This window comes from Granulicella mallensis, assembly GCF_014203225.1.
GTDB classification, from domain to species: Bacteria; Acidobacteriota; Terriglobia; order Terriglobales; family Acidobacteriaceae; genus Granulicella; species Granulicella mallensis_A.
This window is the reverse complement of the sequence record NZ_JACHIO010000030.1, coordinates 16,759-37,828: the sequence shown is the minus strand read 5'-3', so window position 1 is coordinate 37,828 and position 21,070 is coordinate 16,759. Positions and strand designations below refer to the sequence as shown.

Sequence of the window (21,070 nt, the reverse complement as noted above, 5' to 3'; positions counted from 1 at the left end):
GAAATATCTGAAAGTTGAATCTTTAGTAGACGCTGTCTCGACATAGGGTATGAAGGCTCGAAAGATGGAGTGTTTGTGAAGGTAGTTGTAACGACGATTGGTTCTCTGGGTGACGTACATCCTTGCATTGCCCTTGGTTTGGAGTTGAAGAGACGCGGACATGAGGTGGTCATCGCCACATCAGAGTTCTACCGCCCAAAGATCGTCTCGACAGGGTTAGGGTTTCACTCCATTGGGCCCAAGCATCTTTCTCCAGAAGACCCCGAATTGCTCAGCAGCATCATGGATCCAAAGCAGGGGCCTGAGAATTTCATCCGAAAGCTTCTCATGCCGCATATGCGAGGCGTGTATGACGATCTCCTGGCGGCGTGCAATGGAGCGAAGTTTCTGATTACGGGAGAGCTCGTGTTTGCCGCGCCGCTCGTCGCCGAACGGTTGGGTATAGGCTGGGCGTCCTTGGTTCTTGCTCCGTGGCAATTTCTATCAGCGCACGATCCATCCATCATCGGACCTCTGCCGTTGTTCGCTTTCATTCGGGGAGCTGGTGTCACGGTGAACCGGGCGATGAAAGGGCTCGCACGCAAACAGACAAAGAGCTGGGCCGAGCCGATCTATGGATTGCGGAAGGAGTTGGGCTTGTCCGCTGCCAGCCACCCGATGTTTGAAGATAAGAACTCGCCGTACCTCAACCTGGCGATGTTCTCTTCAGCGTTCGCAAAGCCACAGGTCGATTGGCCGGATCACACAAAGACCGTCGGATTCGCTTTTTACGATCGTCAGAATCCGGCATCCGGACTTACCGATGAGGTAAGAGATTTTCTTCAGAACGGAGAACCGCCGATCATTTTCACGCTCGGTTCTACCGCGGTGATGAACCCGGGAAGTTTCTATACAGAAGGCAAGCGAGCAGCCGAGCAACTGGGACGTCGCGCCTTGTTGTTGACGGGCAAGGGAAGTCCGGGAATCTCCGGATCGCGCGATCATATGGTGACGGCTTATGCTCCCTACTCAGAGATCTTTCCGTATGCGGCTGTGGTCGTACACCAGGGCGGTATAGGAACGACAGCGCAGGCGATGAGAGCGGGTTGCCCACAGTTTGTTGTGCCGCACGCCTTCGATCAACCGGATAATGCAGCGCGAATCAAACGGCTGGGGCTTGGACTGTCTCTACGCAAGGATCGTTTCCATGCCCCTCATGCCGCGGAGCAGTTACGCAAAGTTTTGGGTGATGAAAAGATCCGGGCTAAAGCGACACAGGCTAGAACCTTTGTAGAAAAAGAAAATGGAGCCATTGCGGCTGCGGACGCTGTGGAGTCTGCCTGTAGATAAAAAGACCGTGTATTCACGCTGCGAGGCGCAGGCACTTAGTTGCCTTCAGTAATACGCAACGCGACTGGGCTTACCTGAACGGGAATATATTCGCGCGTTTCTATCTTCAAAAGGACCTGCCAGGACTCAGGGAAGGCTCCTTTTTTTGCCAGAGCCCGCAGTTGTTTATAAACCGGTCGCATCCGTTCCGGATCGCTGAAGAACTCACCGACTCCGGCTGTACCTGCACTACTTAGACCAGCGAGAACCAGGACACGCGTGCCGGAGGGAGATTTGGTCATCCAGATCAAACCATAATCCTCCAGCATGCCTCCGTGGCCTGACTTGAAATAATCTACCTGTTCCCCCGGAAGGGGATGGGCATTGTGGATCGAGTTGTAATCTATGGTGAAGTTGGCGGCGGAGAGTGTGCTCTGAACGAACGCGCTCTCATGGGGCGCTCCTAAGATCACCAGTTGCTCCTGCCGGGCAGAGTCCCAGTTCAAGAACCTTGCGCCGGTAAGGTGCGCGCTTCGACCGGTTGCCTGTAACAGGCGCGACACACCGAAAGCTGCGGTGGCCTCTCCGAAACCGGTGTAGTTGCTGGTGTCCACAAAGAAGTGGTGGAACGGGAAGTTCGCCTGGTTATCGTTCGAGGTCTGGTTCAGGACAGCGGCCATGTCCGGAGGGACCGGCACATCCTTTGGATTTTCTCCCAGGGCTGGGCCTGCCTTATTGAGGCCTAGGTAGAGCAGGACGTGCGGATTGGTGAGGGCAATCTGCGTCTCCTTGGACTTTTCGCCAATCGATCCGAGGAGATCGTCATAAAACGCATAGTCGCGGTCATCCTTTGAAAAGCCGCGCCCGTGGGTGATGTCTCGAAGCCACCAGCCCGCGCCCAGTGCGAACAGTATGCAGAGGCAGAATGCCAAGGCTACGGGTTTCGTTAAATGGCTGGGATGCGATTTTCGCGGCTCAACAGGGAGGACGATGGGTTCCCCTGGAGCACGAACCGGAGTGGTTATTCTGCTTGGCCCGCTGTCAGGATACTTAGCCTGAGTGATCCCGGCTGGAACCTCGCGTATCGCAAGCGGTATAAAGTCCGGAACGTACGACCCCAGCGGCAAGGTGATGCGCATGGACTGGGCTGAAGACTCGGAATAGAAGTTGGACAGCCGGCGGCGTACATCGCTTGCGGTCACTCGTACGATGGCGTCGGTGCTTGTGTCATAGTCGCTTCTGCGATGAAAGATCTCTACCCCGAGCAGCCGCTCTTTAAGACTCTCCGTGTCGCCCGCAAGCGCACGTTCCACGATGTGTCGTAATAGCTCCGAGGACCTGCGGCTGGAGCAGAACTCGTTCCCCGCCAGGATCATGTCCAGATGCTCGCGTATCTCTTCCGCTGGGAGTGGGAGCGACGGGATTCCGGTAATGCCTGATTCGTCGCGCAAGTTTTGCAAAGTAGCCATGACTGGACCTGTGGCGATATTTGTATCAGACCGAACCCTGCGTTTGTAACAAAGGAGCATGACAATCCACGCGTGTGTACCGAATCATTACAGCGCTGCAATAAACCAGGGGGATGTTAGGCGTTTTTGACGCACGTTAGGGGAGAGCCCAAACTGCCCAAACCTGGTTTCCAATCCTCCCAAACGTAGTTTTCGACCTGAGGGTCTCCTAGGCTGGGTCCATCCATGAAGGAGATTTAGGTTGGAACCCCTTGAAATGATGTTTCGGGCCATGAGCTGCGTAAAAGCGCGTATGAGGAGAGTCCTGCACTCGCCCACACTAAGAAGTGCGCTGCTCGGCCTCTCTGTTGCGGGATTGTTACCGTGCTGTTTCGTTGGCCAGGTTGTGGAACAGGCAGGTCCTTATCTTGCCCACCTGGTGGAGGGTGGTCCCTCTCTGAAGAAGCCCCTGTCGGCGTCCCTCGCCAATGCTCAGAGCTGGAGCGCGTGGGTGTGGTTCCGGACGGACAGCTCCGACACAAACTCCCTGATCGCCGGAACCGGAGATCCAACTGCCTCCAACTCCCGCTACTTTGAAGTTCGTGACGGACGGCCCGGTGTGCGTCTCTCGGCGGAGTCTTCGCTGCTTGCAACGTCCTCCCTGCGGTCCGGGATATGGCACATGCTTGCCGTGACGGATGACGGCACAAAAATTACCTTCTATGTGGATGGGGTGTCCGCGTTATCGGGTTCTTCGGTTCAGAGGGGCATCGGCCCGGAGATCCAGATGGCTCCGGATGCGCCTTCGAGCGGCATGGTTCGCTTTGGTGGTGACATTGGCGGGTTCTCCGTGGCCGCACGTTCGATCCCGGCTGCGGAGATTCAGAAGCTGTTCGCCGCGGCTCCGAACTTCGATGCGCAACTGCGGGAAGAGAACGCCAAGCCGTGGAGCATCCAGGTAAAGCAGGGGATCGGTCTCCGTGCTCCGCAGGACCCTGCAGAGATGCCGTATGGCGCAGCGCCGGAGAAGCCGCGGGCAAAGCCGCTGCCACCAGCAGGGCCGACGCTTCATGAGACTGACAAGAACTCCTGGGAGATCGCAGCCAATTGGCGTCTGCTGTCGAACGTGGGGGCTGCAACCATTCTTCCGAAGGCCGGTGCGCAGGTTTCGCTGCCAGGTTTCAACGATTCCTCCTGGCTTGCTGCCACGGTTCCGGGCACAGTTCTTACGACCATGATCGACCGGGGCATCTATCCCGACCCGGACTTTGGCATGAACAATCTGGCCATTCCGGAGTCGCTCAACAAGCATGACTATTGGTATCGCGTAGAGTTTCCCACGCCGAAGACAGACGGCTCTGGCAGGCGCAGGACACTTCACTTCGCCGGAATCAACTATGCCGCTGAGGTGTGGTTGAATGGCCAGCGCCTGGGACAGATCCGTGGAGCTTTCCGGCGCGGCGATTTTGATGTGACGCATCTCCTGCGTTCGGATGCGATGAACGCGCTTGCTGTTCGGATTGCGCCGCCTCCCCATCCCGGCATACCGCAGGAGCAGTCCATCAAAGGAGGCCCTGGACCGGATGGCGGCTTACTGGCGATCGATGGCCCGACTTTTGTAGCCACGGAAGGCTGGGATTGGGTGCCGGCCATTCGTGACCGCGATACGGGCTTGTGGCAGGGCGTAAGTCTTACAGAGACCGGCTCTGTTACGTTCGGCGATCCGCAAGTCGTCACGCGGCTACCGCTGCCGGATCGCTCCTCAGCCGATGTGGAACTGCATCTGCCGGTACATAATTCTGGCGCTACTCCTCTGCATGTTGCTGTCGTTGCCGCTTTTGAAGGGGTGCGGGTGAAGATACCCGCTACGGTGTCGCCGGGGGATACGATCCTCCATCTTCTGCCGCGAGACTTTGCACCACTACATCTCTCTCATCCGCGTCTTTGGTGGCCGAACGGCTACGGCTCTCCGGAGCTTTATCACTTGAAGCTTCAAGCGATAGCCGATAGCGGTGCCATCGAGGACGAACGGGAGAGCACCTTTGGCGTTCGGGAGGTGACCTATGAACTCACTCTCTTCGACCATGCAGGACGCCTGCAGCGAGTAGAAGCTATTCCGGCGGAGACTCGGGGTAAAGGGTATGACGCTGTGGATGTCCATCACGAGGACATGCGGCAGACCGCAGAGGGATGGGCCTCCACGATCGATCCGCAGGCAGAGGGAACCTCTGCGATTCGTCCCCTGGTTAATGACAAGGGTTTGACGGACCTCATCCTCAAGGTGAACGGCGTCCGCATTGCTGTGCGCGGCGGCAACTGGGGGATGGACGACTCCCGGAAGCGTGTCAGCCGGGAACGTCTTGAACCGTACTTCCGTTTGCATCGCGAAGCCAACCTCAACATGATCCGCAACTGGGTAGGCCAGAGCACGGAAGAGACCTTCTATCAGCTTGCGGACGAGTACGGGATGATGGTCTGGAACGACTTCTGGGCCTCTACCGAAAATACGGACGCAGAGCCTGACGATCCTACCTTGTTTGTCGATAACGCTCGCGATGTTGTTCGACGCTATCGCAATCACCCATCCATCGTGGTCTGGTGCGGGCGCAACGAAGGCGTTCCTACTCCCGCGCTCAACGACATGATGATCGATATGCTGCGCGAGGAGGATGGCACTCGCTTTTACTCGCCAAGCTCCAATGTGGTCAACCTGCGTCCCAGCGGTCCCTACAAGTGGCGTGAGCCCGCTCTCTATTTCAGTAAGTTGAACCGCGGGTTTTCCGTGGAGTTAGGAATTTCTTCTTTCCCTACGAAAGAAGCATTCGAACACACAGTTGCACCGGAAGATCAGTGGCCTTTGAACGACGCCTGGGCCTACCACGACTGGCATCGGAGTAACGGGGGAGATACCCATGAGTTGATGCGTGCGCTTGATCTACAGCTTGGCCCGTCAACGTCTCTATCCGAATTTGAACGTCGCATTCAGCTCTTCAATTATGTAGACCACCAGGCCATCTTTGAAGGCATGTATGCCCACCTGTGGTCTCCGAACAGCGGGCGCATGATCTGGATGACTCAGCCGGCTTGGCCGAGCACGATGTGGCAGATGTATAGCTCGGACTATGACACGCAGGCTTCGTTCTATGGCGTGAAGAAGGCCAATGCTCCGCTTCATGTGCAGATGGATTTGTCTGATTACACAGTTGCTGCTGTAAACACCACGCTGCAGCAACAAAAAGATCTCCACGTTACGGTGAGAATCGCTTCTCCCTCCGACGTGACTCTCGATACCGAGAACGCTACCGTGACGGCGGACGCGAATGCCGCTGTGCCCGTGCTGCGTCTGTCCCTTTCGTCGCTGATCCAGAAGAATCCTCTCGTCTTCGTTCGGCTTGAGATGCGTGATGAAAAGGGTGCCTTGGTAGCCGACAACTTCTACTGGATTGCACGTGACGATGCGAGCTATCGAGCCTTGAATGACCTTGCACCGGCTTCCATCGAGGCGCATACGGTGGCAGGTCCTTCGGCTTCCAGCTCAAGCGGCGACGAGAGCACCTGGAATGTCCGCTTGAAGAATGTTGGCGCGAGTCCCTCGGTGGCGATGAAGCTGACGCTCTTCCATGCCGACAATACGCGGGTGCTGCCAGCGTATTACAGCGATAACTACATATCCCTTTTGCCTGGAGAAGAACGCACCGTCACCGTTCATACGCCCTCAAGTGCGGTTGGACCGGGTGACGTTCATTTCACCTTGCAGGGATGGAACTTAGCAGAGAAGGACGTGCCGTTGGCTGCTGGGCAAAGCATTGTTGCGCGGCCTAGCCAGACATCGGGCACAGCAAGTGTTGCACGCAGATGACCGTGATGAAACAGCAATCAACGAGAGACACAGTAGGAATATCAGGAGACGAAACAATGCAGAATATGACGCGGTATGGTCATTCAGCGACAGGGACGATGGTTGGCATATTCTTCCACTTCTCACTAAAAACACAGGGACTTCAAATGACGTGTCGAAAGTTTAAGCAGTTCGCTGTCCGGATGTTGGTTCTGCTCTTCGTGTTGGCTATCCCGGCTTTTCAAAATCTTTACGCGCAGGAAAGTGCCGGTCTCACCGGCAGGGTGGCGGACCCATCGGGCGCCGCTATTCCTGGTGCGCAACTTATGTTCATCAATGAAGCTACTGGGATCAAGACAAAGGTTGCCGCATCCTCGGTGGGCTTGTACACGGCACCCCTGACTGCCGGAACCTACGATATTACGGTGAAAGCTGAAGGATTTGAACGGTTCGAACAGGCGCACGTCGTTGTCGAAGTCGGAGCCCAGGCGACCAATAATATCAAGCTGACTGTGGGTTCCATCAATCAGACGGTGGAGGTCTCATCGCTGAATTCCGTCCGGCTGGACACCACCGATCCTCAGCTTGATTCGATACTGCCGACGCAGGAAGTGGCGGATCTGCCTCTCCTGATCAACGGTTACATGCGTCAGATCACCAGCTTCGCCACCTTGGCGCCTGGTGTGCGCGCCGGCTCCTATGGCAGCGTGACGGTCGAGGGCGGAGCTGCTTCGCAGATCAACTCGGCCGGCAACTATTACAACGGCCTGCAGATTGATACCGCCTCCGACATTAACTCGGACCCGCCGTATGAGATGGTGGATCAATTTCGCGTTATCCGCAATGCATTTTCCGCACGATACGGTATGGTGCAGGGCGCGGTTGACTACAACATGCGCTCGGGTACGAACAAGCTGCATGGTGATGGTTTTTTCATCGACCGCAATAGCATCTTCGACTCGGCCGGCTTTTTCCCGACAAACTTCAACAGCGCAGGCAAGGCGATTGCTCCAGTGGATCAGGAGACAGACTGGGGCGGTACCCTCGGAGGCCCTGTAGTTCTGCCCAAACTGTACAACGGCCACAACAAGACGTTTTTCCTGCTGAGCTTCGACATCTTCAATAAGAACCAGGGCATCACGACCATTGGCGCCGTTCCAACGCCAGCCCAGAAGAGCGGCGACTTCAGCAACTTCGTTAACCCAAGCGGCCAGTTGATTCCGATCTACGATCCTCAGACCGGGAAGCAGTTCCAGTGCAACGGCAAACTCAATGTCATTTGCGCGAGCCGAATCGATCCGTTGTCGGCGTCGCTTCTCCAGTACATTCCCAGCCCGAATGCGACAGGAACCAACTACGGCCTGCAGGACAACATGAATCCGGTGATCAGCTCAGTGCCGAACCAGAACCAGGCCTGGGGTATCACGCTGAATCACCAGATTTCGCAGAGCCAGAATATTGCCTTCACCTGGTGGCGCAATCACTACTACGTGACCCAGGAAGAAGATGCTCCCATTGTGCCCGCCAGTAGTCCGCTCACCGGCCAGGAGGGGCTTACCGACAACGCTAACGTGTGGCTGGCGAATTATTCCAAGGTCATGCGTCCCAACCTGGTGATGACGGCCGGGTTTGCAGCGCAAAACAAGTTTCAGAACAATATGAACGCCAACAACAGTGTGAACTTCGGCGGTGTGCTGGGCAGCAACACTCTGCCGTACATCAGCTTCAACGGCCAGGAAGCACCGACGAACTGGGGCAACAGCAACAGCAGCCTCGTCCGTTATTACGTCGACAACATGGGTTGGAACGTCTTCAACAATTGGCTGTGGAACAAGGGCCGCCACACGATCAACATTGGGTTCGAGTACCACCATTATTGGGAGTACACCCTCAACAACTACAGCAGCGGCCACTTCAGCTTCAGCCAGGCCGAGACCTCTATCCCGGACACGACCAACGTCAACTTTTCCCAATACGGCAGTTCGTTTGCCAGCTTCCTGCTGGGCCTGCCCGATTCCGCCACCCGCACGGCGTCAACCACGACGGCGCTCGATACGAATGCCTTCTCCGGGTACGTCCAGGATGACTTCAAGGTCACGAACAAGCTGACGCTGAACGCCGGCCTCCGCTATGACGTGATGATTCCGTACACGTTGACCCAGAACAACAATGTGTTCCTGGCCCCGGCAACTCCAAATCCTGCAGCCGGAAACCTGCCGGGTGCTGCTACCGAGTACGGCAACTGCATGGGCTGTGCCGGTTATAACCATGTAGCCACTCACCATCTCTACTTTGGTCCGCGCATAGGCTTCGCCTACAGCGTCGATAAGAATACGGTGATTCAGGGCGGATACACCATTACCTACCTGGGCTATGGTGGCGCTTACGGCCAGGGGGAAGGCTTGAGCGGTAGCCCCAATAACATGGCCGGATTGCTGGGCGGTAGCTACACGCTAAGCTCAACTGGAGGTTATACCTCCGCCTATGGTCAATGGACGAACCCCGCAACCGGCGCGGTTAACCCAATTCCCAACGTAAGTCCGAATCCCTTCAACTCAGGATTGGGGGTTGCGCAAACCATCTACTATCTGGACTACGCCCACAACGGTGAGGCACCGCACCTGCAGATGTGGAGCTTGAGCGTCCAGCGGCAGCTTCCCTGGCGCACGGTGCTGACCTTCGACTATACCGGGAACCGGGTTACTCATCTGTCGGGCTCTAACCGTAACCCCATCAGCCAGCCCGATCCTTCGGTGCTGCAATACGGAGCGTTGCTGTCGGATAACATCAACTCGGCTGCGGCGAAAGCTGCTGGTTTTACCGCTCCTTATGCGAACTTTGCAGCGCAGTTCGGCGGCAGCGCCACGGTGTACCAGACTCTGAAACCCTATCCACAGTACTCCAACGTAGCGTGGGCCTGGGACCAGTCGGGGACCACGTACTTCAGCGCCTTCCAGGTGCAGGCCGATAAGCACCTGTCGAACAACGTAAACTTCCTGGCCAGTATCGAACTGCCCAGGCTATACGACAACCTGATCACGACCGTGAACAAGTACAACCAGCGGGCGGATTGGGGTGAGGACTCGACGGGCTCGTTCGAATCGAAGGCCGCCGTTCTCTATAAGCTTCCCTTTGGCCCAGGCCAGCGCTGGCTCAATTCGGGCCAGACAGGTAAGTGGCTGGGCGGCTGGCAGGTATCGGGGATTCTGACTTATAACAACTCTCAGCCTTTGGCGATCACGCAGAGCGGTGAGAGCTTCCTGAACGGCACCAACCGGCCTAACTTCAATCCTCTGGTCCGGCTCTGGTCAGGTAACTACGGCCAGATTACGAAGTTCTTTACGGGCAAAGGGCCGGCACCGCTGTTGTTCAGCACCAATGCCTGGAGCAACACCGGCAGCGAGTATGTGTTGGGTAACGCCAAGCGCGTTTATAACGCGGTGCGCGGTCCCTGGTATCCGGCGGAGAATCTGAGCGTCAAGAAGGTGTTCCGTCTCACAGATGAAACCTCGTTCGCGATTCGCATGGATTACTTCAACGCGTTCAACCGCACCCAGGCTCCTTTCCCGACCACCACGGTAAACTCCTCCAACTTCGGCCAGGTCACCACTAAGTTCTCTGGCGGCAATCGCCAGGGACAGATCGAGGCCACCTTCAACTTCTAAGAGCAACCGCAACGGCATTGAGGAAACTGTGGTCCATCACAGTTTCCTCAATGCGCTTGCCAGCGGTAGCTCTTGGAAGAGCTCTATGGCACACAGCAAAGTTAACCGACCTTGCTGGGCTTTAGGCAGCAGTACGGCGAAGGCATCGGTGAGAACGGCAAGTCGCCTCAATCGATGTGTATTTGAGTTGTGGCTTTTGTTTATCCCGCTTCGACATTCCATCCTGGAGATCTATCGATGAAAATATTTTCGATGTTACTCGTGCTGCTCGCCTCTCTGAGTGCGACGGCTCTTCGCGCTCAGACGACAGCGACTCCTGTCATAACCCTGGCTTCCGGCTCTTACACGTTCCCCTCAAGCACTACGATCACCGACTCTACCTCCGGCGCATCGATCCTCTGGTGCTATGTCGCATCGGGGAGCTGCACCCCAAATACGTCCTATACCGCCGCGATTTATTTGAACCCAGCTACTACTGAGACGATTTGTGCCAACGCAACGGCCTCGGGAGACAGTGTCAGCTCCACTGTCTGCCATGAGTACACCAGAGCAGAAGCCCAGACGGCGACGCCCTCCATCACATTGGCATCCGGTATATACGCGATGCCCACAAGCACGACCATTACAGACCCCACCTCCGGCGCAGCTATCTTGTGGTGCTATGTCGCGACGGGAAGCTGTACACCGAGTACGGCCTATACGGGTTCCATTTATGTGGACCCGGCCTCCGCTGAGACGATTTGCGCCAACGCCACGGCCTCCGGGTACACCGCTAGCGGCACGGCGTGCAACTCTTACACCGCCGGAACTACGATCAGCTTTTCATACTCTAACGGCAAGGTAACAATGTCCACCTCGATCGTGGGAGCCAGCATCTTCTATACGCTGGATGGATCGACGGCGACGGAAGCGTCCATCGAATATATTCCGGGCAATCCCATCACAGTTGCACCGGGGACCACGATCAATGCAGCGGCTGTGCAGATGACAAGCGGCAGTAACACAGGCGTAGCAGTGCAGAACGGACAGGCTACGACGAGCGATTGGAAGACAGTGCTGTCCAGCTCGGAGAGCCAGTCCGCGCCGTACGTCTCCAGTTACAACACTCCTCGCCTCGACTACGGACCCGGGAATAATACCTGTGCCGACGGTGTATGCGGGATTCCAACCCAGATTGGCATGGTTCCGAATCAGCCACTGCCTTCTGCGACTGGTGGTGGTACGGCGACTAACTTCAACATGACTACGGAGAACCTGAGTGGCGCCGGCGGCGGTCTCCAGGTGCTGTGGCCCTATGACACCGGAACGGTTGGATGCGACAGCTGCACGACCATGATCGAGGACTTCTATATCTGGCCGCAATATACGGCTTCCATCAACCCGGCTAATGTCGAGAACTGGGAGCTCGACATGAACTCATGGAACGTCGCGATTCCAACCTATGGCTACCTGGGCGCTTCGTTCCAATGCTCCATCATTGACGGCGGCTGGCAGTACAACGGACAACACGCGCCCGGCTGGACAAACTTCAGCGCTACCGGTTTCTCGTCGATGACGAAGATCAACCACGACTGCCAGTTTCCATTCGGTACTCTGTCTGCCGCGATTACCTCTGCCACCCAGCAGAGCTTCACGGTCACACCCAACGTTACGGGCTCGGTGACAGCCGCAACTGTTGAGCCGGGGATGATCCTTCTTGTAGACAATGAAGAGATCCTTTGCACAGCAGCGAGCGGTAATACCTGCACGGCCAGCCAGCGTGGATGGGCTGGAACAGCACCTGCTACACATGCAGCCGGTGCTCTCTACTCAGGCTCTGTACATGTCCAGTACCACGTCACCTTCAAGCCGGGCGATACCAGTGTTTGCAAGGAGGATGGTGCCAGCGGTACAGCGGTTGAGTGCGTGTTCATCGACTATCTCATCGTCAACAACGTCAAGTATGACTTTCATGCGATCTACGGCACGCAGACGGTTGGAGGAGTTCCCGGCTACTCTGCACTCACAGTTCCCGCGTACGCGTACACCTACGGCATCGATCGGGTGTTTGACCAGAAACAGATTGACGTTGCCTCTGGAATTGGTTCGACCTCAGCACCGGCGCAGGTCGGCGAGTATGTCGACAGGGATAATGTAACGGCCAGCTTCGGCGTACTTGGATCCCAAACCTACGTGGTTCCGTAAGGAGCCCTTCGCATAGGTTGCCGGGTTCACATCACTGTGGCGAAAGTAACCAGGTTGAGATGCCCCGAATCCTTCTTTCAGGATTCGGGGCATCTCATTTGACTAAACCTTTTGGGCAGTCTCCGTGATCATCTCCAGCGTTTCCTCAAAGGAGGTATGCGAAATGATAAGGATAGATTGATCAGTCAAATCTTCACGCAGGTACAAGGTTATTCCAGCGAGGCAGGCTTCACGATCCTGTGGCGATAAGTGCGCCAGGGACTTTGCATCTAAAAGAGGGACATACGAAGGATAGTTACGGTAAGAGTCATCGATGACTTTACCTTTGAGCCATGCCTCTACCTGTCGGCCTTCACTCTTGCTCCATCCTTCAGGAGCAATGATCTCGAGCAGAGCTCCGGAGCCAACCATCTGCTCTTCAATTTCAAGACGGATGGCCTCGTCTTTGGCAAGGATCTTACGCGCCTCATAGGCCAGGACAGGTAACTTCTGGCCGGGCAGCCGGTGGGTGAAGTCCTCTTTTGTCAGGGTGCGTGGCGGCTCTCGATCCGGCCAGACTCCCATTGCCAGCCCAGGCATCCAGCGCGACCCGTTCTTGCTCAAGAGTTCGGCCCCCTCAGGACGAGGCAGTTGGGGCATCTGAATAAACATCTCCAGACACATCTTGTCGCTATGTCTCTTTTGAACAGAATGACGCAGCTTCTTTAAGAGAGCGATGAGCTGCGGTTTGTCTTCAGTCTGCATGGGGAATCTGTGGCCGTGGAGCCGGACAGCCGAAAGTCCCTCCTCACAGTCCAGGATCGAAAGTTGTTCAATGTCCCAGTGGTGCTCCACCATCAGTCCTGCTTCCTTTCAACCTCATACAGTGGATGGGGCATTCCATCCTGGCGCATTCTTTGCAGGATTTCGGTGAGGATAAGGTCAAGGTCATCCTTTGCGGCGATCAGTATTCCGCTGTCGTCCGGGCTCTCTGCGATGAAGACATCGAACACCGTAAACCACTCGGCAAATTCATCGGCTTCTGCGTTGAGAAAATCTCTCGCTCTCCAGTAAGGGATGATGAAGGTTAAGCCATCGAAAGCAGGCTCTTCTTCAAGTCCTTTACCGAAGACCTGTTTGCTCTTCTCTCGAAAGGAGTCGCCCAGGAGGTAGGTAGCCTCCCAAATGGAGTCCGCGTCGAAGTGCTTAAAGACTGGCATCTCGCGGATTGCCGGGTAGTCCGGAATGGCTGGTGGAATGGTCTCGGGATCGGGAGGAAGGTAGATCATCGTATATCCCCCATGCCCTAAGAACAGCTCACGCTTCCATCGCTCATCGCGCGCCAGGAACCAGAACATGTAGTCGGCGACATGTTCGTTGAAGTCGAATTTGGCTTTCCCTTTGAGAATCGGTTCGAGATCATCCGCCGTAGGGATGGGGGGCAGATTCCCGTGTGGTCTTCTGCCCAGACCCATCAACGGAACGAGCTTCGTCTGATGCTTGTGAAGCGTGTCCTTCACATACCCCATGGGCGCGGAGAGCTTCATCTGCAAAAAGCTTTCCTGCCTGAGCTTGTTCTCTTTGGTGAGCTCCGTATGAAGCTCGTCGAAAAATCGAAGCAGCCAATTTCGTTCTCTTCCGTAGACAGGAACGTCACTTACTGGAATCCAATAGAGAGTGCAACCTGTTAGTTCGTTCGATTTTCTGATCGGGAGCAGCGAATATTCCTGGATAGGTTCAAGGCGGATGCGTGAATCTTTGGAGGTCATTTCAGGGCTCATTTCAGCAGGGAATAGTTGGCCGAGCGAATATAGACTTCCAGCTATTTCGTCTTGGGAGCTTCATCGGCCTTGTCGAGGAATGCTTTTTCGGCCTGCTTGCGCTTCTCTTCAAAGTTGAAAGATGGGGAGGGTGTGGTGCCGCCAGTGCCTGTTCCGTTCGATGGAGGCATAAATTGATTTACGGCGTCGGCGGCCTCATAGTATCCCCGTCGCGGCGTCCATCCGCCTCCTACAGGAATACGCTGCCCGGAGTTCGTGGCCAGGTAGAACATATGGCTATGGCCATCGTCGAGAGCCACTTCAGCATGGTCGATGCTCCCGAGGGGGTAGCGCGCTGTCCGGGTTCTAAAAAACAGATGCTCCTGGATTACGACGCTGTTATCAACCTTGGAGAAGGTGATGGAGGAGGACTGGGTGACGATGTAGAGGAAAAGGATGGCCGGAAGAAATCCTGGAAGAAGCGCCAGAGAGGACGCACGAAAGCCGTTGCTTTTGATAAGCATGCCAAAGAACAGGGTAAAGACGCCGGCCAGGAGACCGAACAGAACGGAGAGCGTATGTTCCACCGGAAAATGAACGACAAGCTCGTTACTTCCGGGATGAAGAACCTGAATGGTTGACGAAAAAATTGCACTCATATCCGGTCTCTACTCGAGTGGCGTAAGAATCGTGGGAGTTGGCAGCGCGTTAGGTTTGAAGGGCGTTCCGAAATAAAGTGCAGCGATCAAAGCCCCTGTAAGCAAAAGCTTCACAGCCATTGTATGAATCTTGGTCTTTATGTTCGAGATCTTGACGTCAATATCTTTCGTGTCCATACGGAACACGCTAATGTCACCCTTCCACATGTTCAGATCCAGCTTACCCCCGTTAACAGAGAGCGCAAAGGTGGCAAGATCTACTTTGGCTATTGCATAGCCCTGCAGCCTGAACACATAGAAGTGGAAGCAATCCGTGAAATCCTGAAGCCACGATTCGGGATGATGCTCTGTCAGCTTGGCCTGATACTGCCTGGTTACGACTCCGGTAAATGTCTCTGTTCGCGTGCTGCCGTTCAATTGTGTGTATGCGCCGAAGGTGGTGCTGGTCACCGTTTGCAAGACCGTGTGTGTGAGATTGCCTTCCAGCATGTAGGTATGATTGCCCCCGATAGACTCATCAAGATCTCCGGAGATATAGCTTGTCATGGTCCCTAATTGGGAATAGAACAGATTTCCTCTGATCTCACGCATCACCTTCCCGGTCACTTCGTCCCACTCCTGAAAGGCGGGCGCACCGTTGAGATCGATCCTTGGCCCCATGGCTGGAAGCTTATGATCATCCTTCCCGTAGGTGCGGGTATCAACTTTGATGGAGGTGTCCATTACAGGAGGCATTAGTTGGTCTCCTTGGTGAAGAACTTGCTGCGAATATGTACCTGGCCGTTAGGAGCGCTGAGGCAGATGTCACCGTCTTCCGAGTGGAGAAGGATGGTTGAGCGTCCATGCTCATCGGTGTTTTCAATCATGGAGATACGAAGTTTATTGGGCGTAGCCAGGACAAGAGATTCCTTGCCCACCTTATCGATGAACTGGATTCGATTGCCGCTCTTGGTCATCAGCCGCTTGATGTCATTGCCGGGAAGCTCTTCGCCGAAGAACGGCTCGCGCGGCTGGGTATGAACCCCATTCCACATGGCACCGATGATGACCAGCCGTTCGGGATCGCCATCTTCAAAGGCGACGGCAACCTCGTCTCCTATCTCGGGCATAAACATAAAGCCGCGGTCTGGTCCGGCGTGGGGACTGGTGGTACGGGCCCAATGGGTAGAGCCGTCCTCCTGCCAGAAGAATTGCACCTTGATCCTGCCCATCTTCTTTGGATCGTTATGGTCGATTACGCGGGCGGAGACTACGCCATTCCACATGCGCGCTACGGGAGGCTGTGGATTGCGGTAGTTCTTCCATGGCGTGCAGAGGAAGTGATTGATATAGCCCTGGGGCGTCCAATTGTGAACTACCTTCACCAGGCCATAGGTCCCTTTGGCTGCCAGTGTGCCGTCAATCGAAACTGTATTGCCAGCCATCAAGTTTTGGCTGCGCGACTGACCGCTACCCGTAACCGCCCCGCCCATGGAGCGTTCGCTCTCGGCTTCAAGCTGCTCGTTGTAGTTATCCAATGTCATGGCGCGAGCGCGCTGCGGTTCAAAGCCTGTGGGCAGTTTCTGCGATGCGGAGAGCACGGCACCGGTCAGTTGTTGGGCGCCATCGTAAAACTGGGGTGCCTTCGACACTTTATTGAAAGTGTTCGACTGCATTACGTGATGGTCGTAGTGCGAACCGCTAAAGCTGGCCGGTGCCAGTGTGCCCCGCAAGCTGAACTCGACTAGGCCGTTCTCTTCTCGCCAGTTGAGCGAACTGCCGGTCTGGAAGGTGGAGAAGATCTCCACGCCGCCTTCCGTAGGACGAAGCCAGGCGCCGTAGTCATCCACGATACGGTTCAGAAAGGAGAAATCCGTCTCGCCATACTGTACGTAGTTCAGAGCCTTGCTGCCGTCGGTGTTTACGCTTACGGAGAGCCCATCGCGACCACCAATAGTACCGGCAATCGAGGAGAGAGTTTGCTCTGCGTAGTATTGTTTGCGCGCCGTTATATCGAAGTTGTAACTGGTGCTAACGGCCACGAGATGCGCCGTGTAACTTCCCCAGACTTCGTAGACGAGGCGAACATCATAGAAAAATCCGGAGAATTGGATGTACTCTACGCCACTCTCATCGGTGGTCTTGACCTCTACGGTCTGGCCTAGCAGGTTCTCTACTGAGATGGGATTGTCTTCGGTCTGGCGGCAGACTACCGTGCACCACCAGTGCTGATTCAGCTCCTGCACGATTTCGACAGAGGCCAGCAGGGCGTCTTGCAGGAGATCGTCGCCGATCTTGATGTTGGGGAGCCCCATAAACATTTCCTCGGTTGCTGCTTCAATGGATTGCCTGTTTGTACGTTCTGGTTGCCTACAGTGTAGTGCGATGCAGCGGCTCTATCGCTACCGTTATCAGTGCAAATCAACGCCAATTTATTCTTAAATTAACAGAACATTCGTGGACGTAATGGGTAACAGCACTCAAGGTTTACCGTTCCGCTTTCGTTGCTATTCGGCGATTGAAGATTGGGGAGCTAGTAGGTCCGGTAAGCCACAACCTGCGATCGCGAAGCACTGCCGTTCAGATTTCCAGATTCCATAAGAACCTCAAAATGCGGAATGGTGCCATTAGGTTTCGCTATTTTTCTGAGGAACGTATCCAGAGTGCTGTTCGCGAATAAAAAGTCGCTGATAGCCTCTGTTCCGGCTACCGAGGTTCCTTCGGCGATCAACACATTTCCGGTGTTGCTAAGGTTCGGGAGAAAAGCCAGAACGCCGTACTCGAACTGGTCGCACCGATAGAGGCTGCTTTCTCCGGCTTGTTGCTTGCGGTTCGCGAAGGCTCGAACATTGTGTAGAAGATCATTTTGAAGAACAAAGTTCATCTGAGGTTCGAAGACCTCGATCCACGGATTTGCGTCCTGTGAACCCGAAAGCACTACATTGGAACTCTTCAGGTCATTGATGCTGATATCGCGTGCGTATCGGATGGCATAGCTTCTGGAAAGGGCCTCCGGCACATGGGTGAGCCGGTCAAAAAACTCCAGATCTACAAATGACGTATAACGCCGATCCGCGATGGAGAGCGCGACCTCAGGCCGCATGGTTGTGATGGAGGCTGTTTCCTTGCTGAAGTTTTCTTTCTAGATATTCTGACCTTTGCCATTACGAAGAGGTACAACCAACAGAACTTTCCACGTATTTTGCAATTTGCTCTGAAGCTGCCATTCTAAGCAGGCTGCCCATTCCACGACACCCATCGTGGAACGGGCGATCTGTTCTTTGAAGTGCGGGCTGGTTAAAGATGCCAAGAGTAAGTGCAGGTCTATTGATGTATCGAAGACGCGAAGGGCGGCTGGAAGTCTTTCTCGTCCATCCGGGTGGGCCTTTCTTTGCGAAGAAGGACCTTGGAGCGTGGGGAATTCCCAAGGGCGAGTATAAAAAGGACGAAGAGCCTCAGGCGGCTGCCAGACGGGAGTTTGTCGAGGAGACAGGATTCTCTGCCGAAGGGCCCTTTATCGATTTAAGTAACGTGAAACAGGCAGGTGGAAAGATCGTTACAGCCTGGGCGTTTGAGGGGGATTGCGATCCTGCAGATCTGGTTAGCAATACGTGCGAGATCGAATGGCCTCCAAAGTCCGGCAAATTATTGGAGATTCCTGAAGTAGATCGCGGTCGCTGGTTTTCAATTGCTGAAGCCAGAGAGCACATCAAGAAGACGCAGGAACCCTTTTTAGACAGGCTCTGTGAGGCGCTGGACTTCGCACTGTAGATCCGGGTCTGTGGTTTCTTCGAAGAGCGGCGGCGGTGGGCTCTCCTGCTCGCGAAAGTTACTCAAGCCAACACCCACCAGGCGAAAGCGCTGCGTCGCTGCGAGATCGATACGCTCGCGCAGAGAGAGTGCGATGGTCGTCAGTTCCTCGCACGATGCCGGGGGAACGAGCGGTGTATGGCTGCGCGTGAGGATATTGAACTCACTCGTCTTCAGCTTGAGAACGACTGTCCGCGCCATACGCGATTCTCTGCGCGAAGCCGTCCATACTTTCTCCGCGAGACGCCGGATCAACTCCTCTGTCTCGGAGAGTGGAATATCACGCTGAAACGTGTCCTCCGCGGAGATCGACTTGGTGGGCCTGTCGGGAACGACCGGGTTGTGATCGATGCCGCGCGCGAGTTCGTGCAGGCGCAGACCGTAGCGGCCAAACTGCGCTTCGAGGGTAGCCAGTTCAAAGGTCCGCAGATCCCCGACCGTCTGAATGCCGATCTGGTTGAGCCGAGTCTCCGTTACTTTGCCGACGCCGGGGATTCGTCCGACAGGCAGCGGGGGAAGGAACGTGTCCAGGTCTCCCGGTTGAATGACAAAGAGACCGTTGGGCTTTCGCCAGTCTGAGGCGATCTTTGCGAGGAACTTATTGGGAGCGACGCCGGCCGACGCTGTGAGAGATAACTCTTCGCGGATCTGTTGGCGGATCGCGCTCGCGACCTTCGTTGCCGTGGGTAGACCGGTCTTGTTTACCGTGACATCGAGATACGCTTCGTCCAGGGAGAGAGGCTCGATGAGATCGGTGTGGCGCTGGAAGATCTCTCGCACGGCGCGCGACACAGCCTTGTAGCGGGGGAAGTCGGGAGGCAGAAAGATGGCCTCGGGACACAGGCGCTCGGCGGTGATTGCGGGCATGGCGGAGCGTATGCCGAAGCGCCTTGCCTCGTACGAAGCGGCACAAACGACGGACCGATTGCCGCGCCAGGCGACTACGACGGGCTTACCGCGAAGTGTCGGGTCGTCACGCTGTTCCACCGAAGCGTAGAACGCGTCCATATCGACATGAACGATCTTGCGAAGCGGAGCTTCGCGCGGATGCCCGGTCTCGGATTCGGGATGAAGCTCTCGCTCCCCGCTCATGCCCTTGATTGTAAGCGAAGATAGGGCGAAGATGGAAAGAATGAATGAGGCGCGAACATGAAAAGGTCAGGGAGCGCCGATCTGCCGCTGCACGGTGGCCGCGTGCCGCCCTGGCTCGCGAACCGTATGACGGCTCTGGGTGCGGCGATTGCGGAGCACATCATCATGGAGTACGGGGTGAGCGAGTTCCTGACCCGCCTGAGCGATCCGTTCTGGTTCCAGTCGTTTGGCTGTGTCATGGGGATGGACTGGCACTCGTCCGGCATTACGACCTCGGTGATGGGTGCCTTGAAGCGCGGCTTGAATCCACGCTTTGCTGAACTGGGGCTGGCGGTCTGTGGCGGGCGCGGCCGGCATTCCGTGGGCACTCCAGATGAACTGCGAGCGTTTTCGCTGAAGACAGGCCTGGATGGAGAGCTGCTGGCCCGTACGAGCCGGCTTACAGCGCGTGTCGATAACAACGCTGTAGCCGATGGCTTCCAGCTTTATCTGCACTCGTTCGTAATCACGAAATCTGGCGAATGGGTGGTGGTGCAGCAGGGCATGAATGCTGAGAGCCATCTGGCGCGCCGCTATCACTGGCACTCCGCTGCTGTGCGGGATTTCGTCTCGAATCCGCATACGGCGATTCTGGGGAAGCCTCAGGGCGAGATCCTCAATCTGGTCGATGCCCGCGCTGCGAAGTCCCAGCAGGCCCTGCTCGCGATTGTCAGGGAACCGATGGAAGCCGCATTGAGTGAAGCCCGCAAGCTGACGATGCCGGTGCATCACGACGTGCGGGCCAAAGATGTCGATCTGAAGAGGCTCGGTGCGGTGCTTGCTGTCGCCCACGAGCAGGAGCTCCGGGACTTTGCCTCGCTGCTGCTTGTAGAGGGCCTGGGGCCGCGGACGTTGCAGTCGCTCGCGCTGATCGCCGAGGTCGTCCATGGCGCGCCGAGCCGCTTCTCCGACCCGGCGCGTTTTTCCTTCGCGCACGGCGGCAAGGATGGGCATCCGTTTCCTGTGCCCCTCAAGACCTATGACGAGTCGCTCGCAATCCTGCGGCGCTCTCTGGAGGCGGCTCGACTAGGTCATACAGAAAAGGTGGAAGGCTTCAAGCGGCTCGATCGCCTGACACGAACCGTCGAGCAGGACGGGCAACCGTTTGCCGACTTCAATGCCGCTCTCGATCATGAGCACCGTATCTCTGCGTCCGTGGGCGGCAGGACGGTCTTCGATGACCGCCGCAAGAGGACGAGGGTTGAGCCGTCGAATCAACAGTCTCTCTTCTGAATCTAAAGTGCAGGAGCTGTCACGAATGCTCCAGGAAGGGGCATTGACGGTATCGCTATAATGAAAGAGGCGTGTT

The 21,070-nt window shown here is 56.0% G+C and carries 14 protein-coding genes; 6 read left to right on the top strand and 8 right to left on the bottom strand.

Translation table 11 applies throughout. From position 1 onward, the window contains the following. The first annotated feature begins 75 nt into the window (after positions 1–75). On the top strand, positions 76–1,329 hold the full coding sequence (locus HDF15_RS26325) for a nucleotide disphospho-sugar-binding domain-containing protein (RefSeq protein WP_184260449.1): 1,254 nt from the start codon (positions 76–78) through the stop codon (positions 1,327–1,329). A 35-nt stretch (positions 1,330–1,364) separates the two neighbouring features. Here HDF15_RS26325 and HDF15_RS23905 read toward each other — a convergent pair whose 3' ends face one another. Further along, positions 1,365–2,777, bottom strand: a complete 1,413-nt coding sequence (locus HDF15_RS23905) for a hypothetical protein (protein ID WP_184260446.1) — start codon at positions 2,775–2,777, stop codon at positions 1,365–1,367. 292 nt (positions 2,778–3,069) lie between these two features. On the opposite strand from HDF15_RS23905, the gene HDF15_RS23900 reads away from it, so the two are divergent. From HDF15_RS23900 to HDF15_RS23890, 3 genes are all read left to right on the top strand, one after another. Next, positions 3,070–6,615 carry a glycosyl hydrolase 2 galactose-binding domain-containing protein gene (locus HDF15_RS23900; protein WP_260331313.1) on the top strand — a complete coding sequence of 1,182 codons (3,546 nt, stop codon included), beginning with the start codon at positions 3,070–3,072 and terminating at the stop codon, positions 6,613–6,615. A 182-nt stretch (positions 6,616–6,797) separates the two neighbouring features. Beyond that, positions 6,798–10,259 carry a TonB-dependent receptor gene (locus tag HDF15_RS23895; RefSeq protein WP_184260440.1) on the top strand — a complete coding sequence of 1,154 codons (3,462 nt, stop codon included), beginning with the start codon at positions 6,798–6,800 and terminating at the stop codon, positions 10,257–10,259. A gap of 237 nt (positions 10,260–10,496) precedes the next feature. After that, positions 10,497–12,443: a chitobiase/beta-hexosaminidase C-terminal domain-containing protein gene (locus tag HDF15_RS23890; protein WP_184260437.1), complete on the top strand. Its 1,947-nt coding sequence runs from the start codon at positions 10,497–10,499 to the stop codon at positions 12,441–12,443. Between the two features lie 102 nt (positions 12,444–12,545). On the opposite strand, the gene HDF15_RS23885 is transcribed toward HDF15_RS23890, so the two are convergent. The 6 genes from HDF15_RS23885 to HDF15_RS23860 all read right to left on the bottom strand — a co-directional run bounded on the left by HDF15_RS23885 (position 12,546) and on the right by HDF15_RS23860 (position 17,923). Beyond that, positions 12,546–13,280 carry a hypothetical protein gene (locus HDF15_RS23885; RefSeq protein ID WP_184260434.1) on the bottom strand — a complete coding sequence of 245 codons (735 nt, stop codon included), beginning with the start codon at positions 13,278–13,280 and terminating at the stop codon, positions 12,546–12,548. Further along, positions 13,280–13,969: a hypothetical protein gene (locus tag HDF15_RS23880; RefSeq protein WP_184260431.1), complete on the bottom strand. Its 690-nt coding sequence runs from the start codon at positions 13,967–13,969 to the stop codon at positions 13,280–13,282. Before HDF15_RS23880 ends, HDF15_RS23885 begins: the two co-directional genes overlap by 1 nt. Before the next feature lie 275 nt (positions 13,970–14,244). Further along, a complete protein-coding gene (locus tag HDF15_RS23875; protein WP_184260428.1) occupies positions 14,245–14,841 on the bottom strand; it encodes a hypothetical protein in 597 nt (198 codons plus the stop codon). A gap of 9 nt (positions 14,842–14,850) precedes the next feature. After that, the gene (locus tag HDF15_RS23870) at positions 14,851–15,576 is read right to left on the bottom strand and encodes a hypothetical protein (protein ID WP_184260425.1); all 726 of its coding nucleotides are present in this window, start codon (positions 15,574–15,576) and stop codon (positions 14,851–14,853) included. Then, positions 15,576–17,135 (bottom strand): type VI secretion system Vgr family protein, encoded by a 1,560-nt coding sequence (locus HDF15_RS23865; RefSeq protein WP_184260422.1) that lies wholly within the window; start codon positions 17,133–17,135, stop codon positions 15,576–15,578. Before HDF15_RS23865 ends, HDF15_RS23870 begins: the two co-directional genes overlap by 1 nt. A gap of 218 nt (positions 17,136–17,353) precedes the next feature. Beyond that, positions 17,354–17,923 (bottom strand): hypothetical protein, encoded by a 570-nt coding sequence (locus tag HDF15_RS23860; RefSeq protein ID WP_184260419.1) that lies wholly within the window; start codon positions 17,921–17,923, stop codon positions 17,354–17,356. A 227-nt stretch (positions 17,924–18,150) separates the two neighbouring features. On the opposite strand from HDF15_RS23860, the gene HDF15_RS23855 reads away from it, so the two are divergent. After that, complete coding sequence (locus tag HDF15_RS23855; RefSeq protein ID WP_311733196.1) at positions 18,151–18,591, top strand: NUDIX domain-containing protein; 441 nt, start codon at positions 18,151–18,153, stop codon at positions 18,589–18,591. Here the strand turns inward: HDF15_RS23855 and dinB are convergent. Beyond that, the gene (gene dinB, locus HDF15_RS23850) at positions 18,553–19,722 is read right to left on the bottom strand and encodes a DNA polymerase IV (protein ID WP_184260413.1); all 1,170 of its coding nucleotides are present in this window, start codon (positions 19,720–19,722) and stop codon (positions 18,553–18,555) included. The two genes, HDF15_RS23855 and dinB, sit on opposite strands and share 39 nt — an antisense overlap. Positions 19,723–19,779: 57 nt before the next feature. Here dinB and HDF15_RS23845 point away from each other — a divergent pair, with 57 nt between their 5' ends. After that, positions 19,780–20,994, top strand: a complete 1,215-nt coding sequence (locus HDF15_RS23845; protein WP_184260410.1) for a DUF763 domain-containing protein — start codon at positions 19,780–19,782, stop codon at positions 20,992–20,994. Positions 20,995–21,070: the final 76 nt, after the last annotated feature.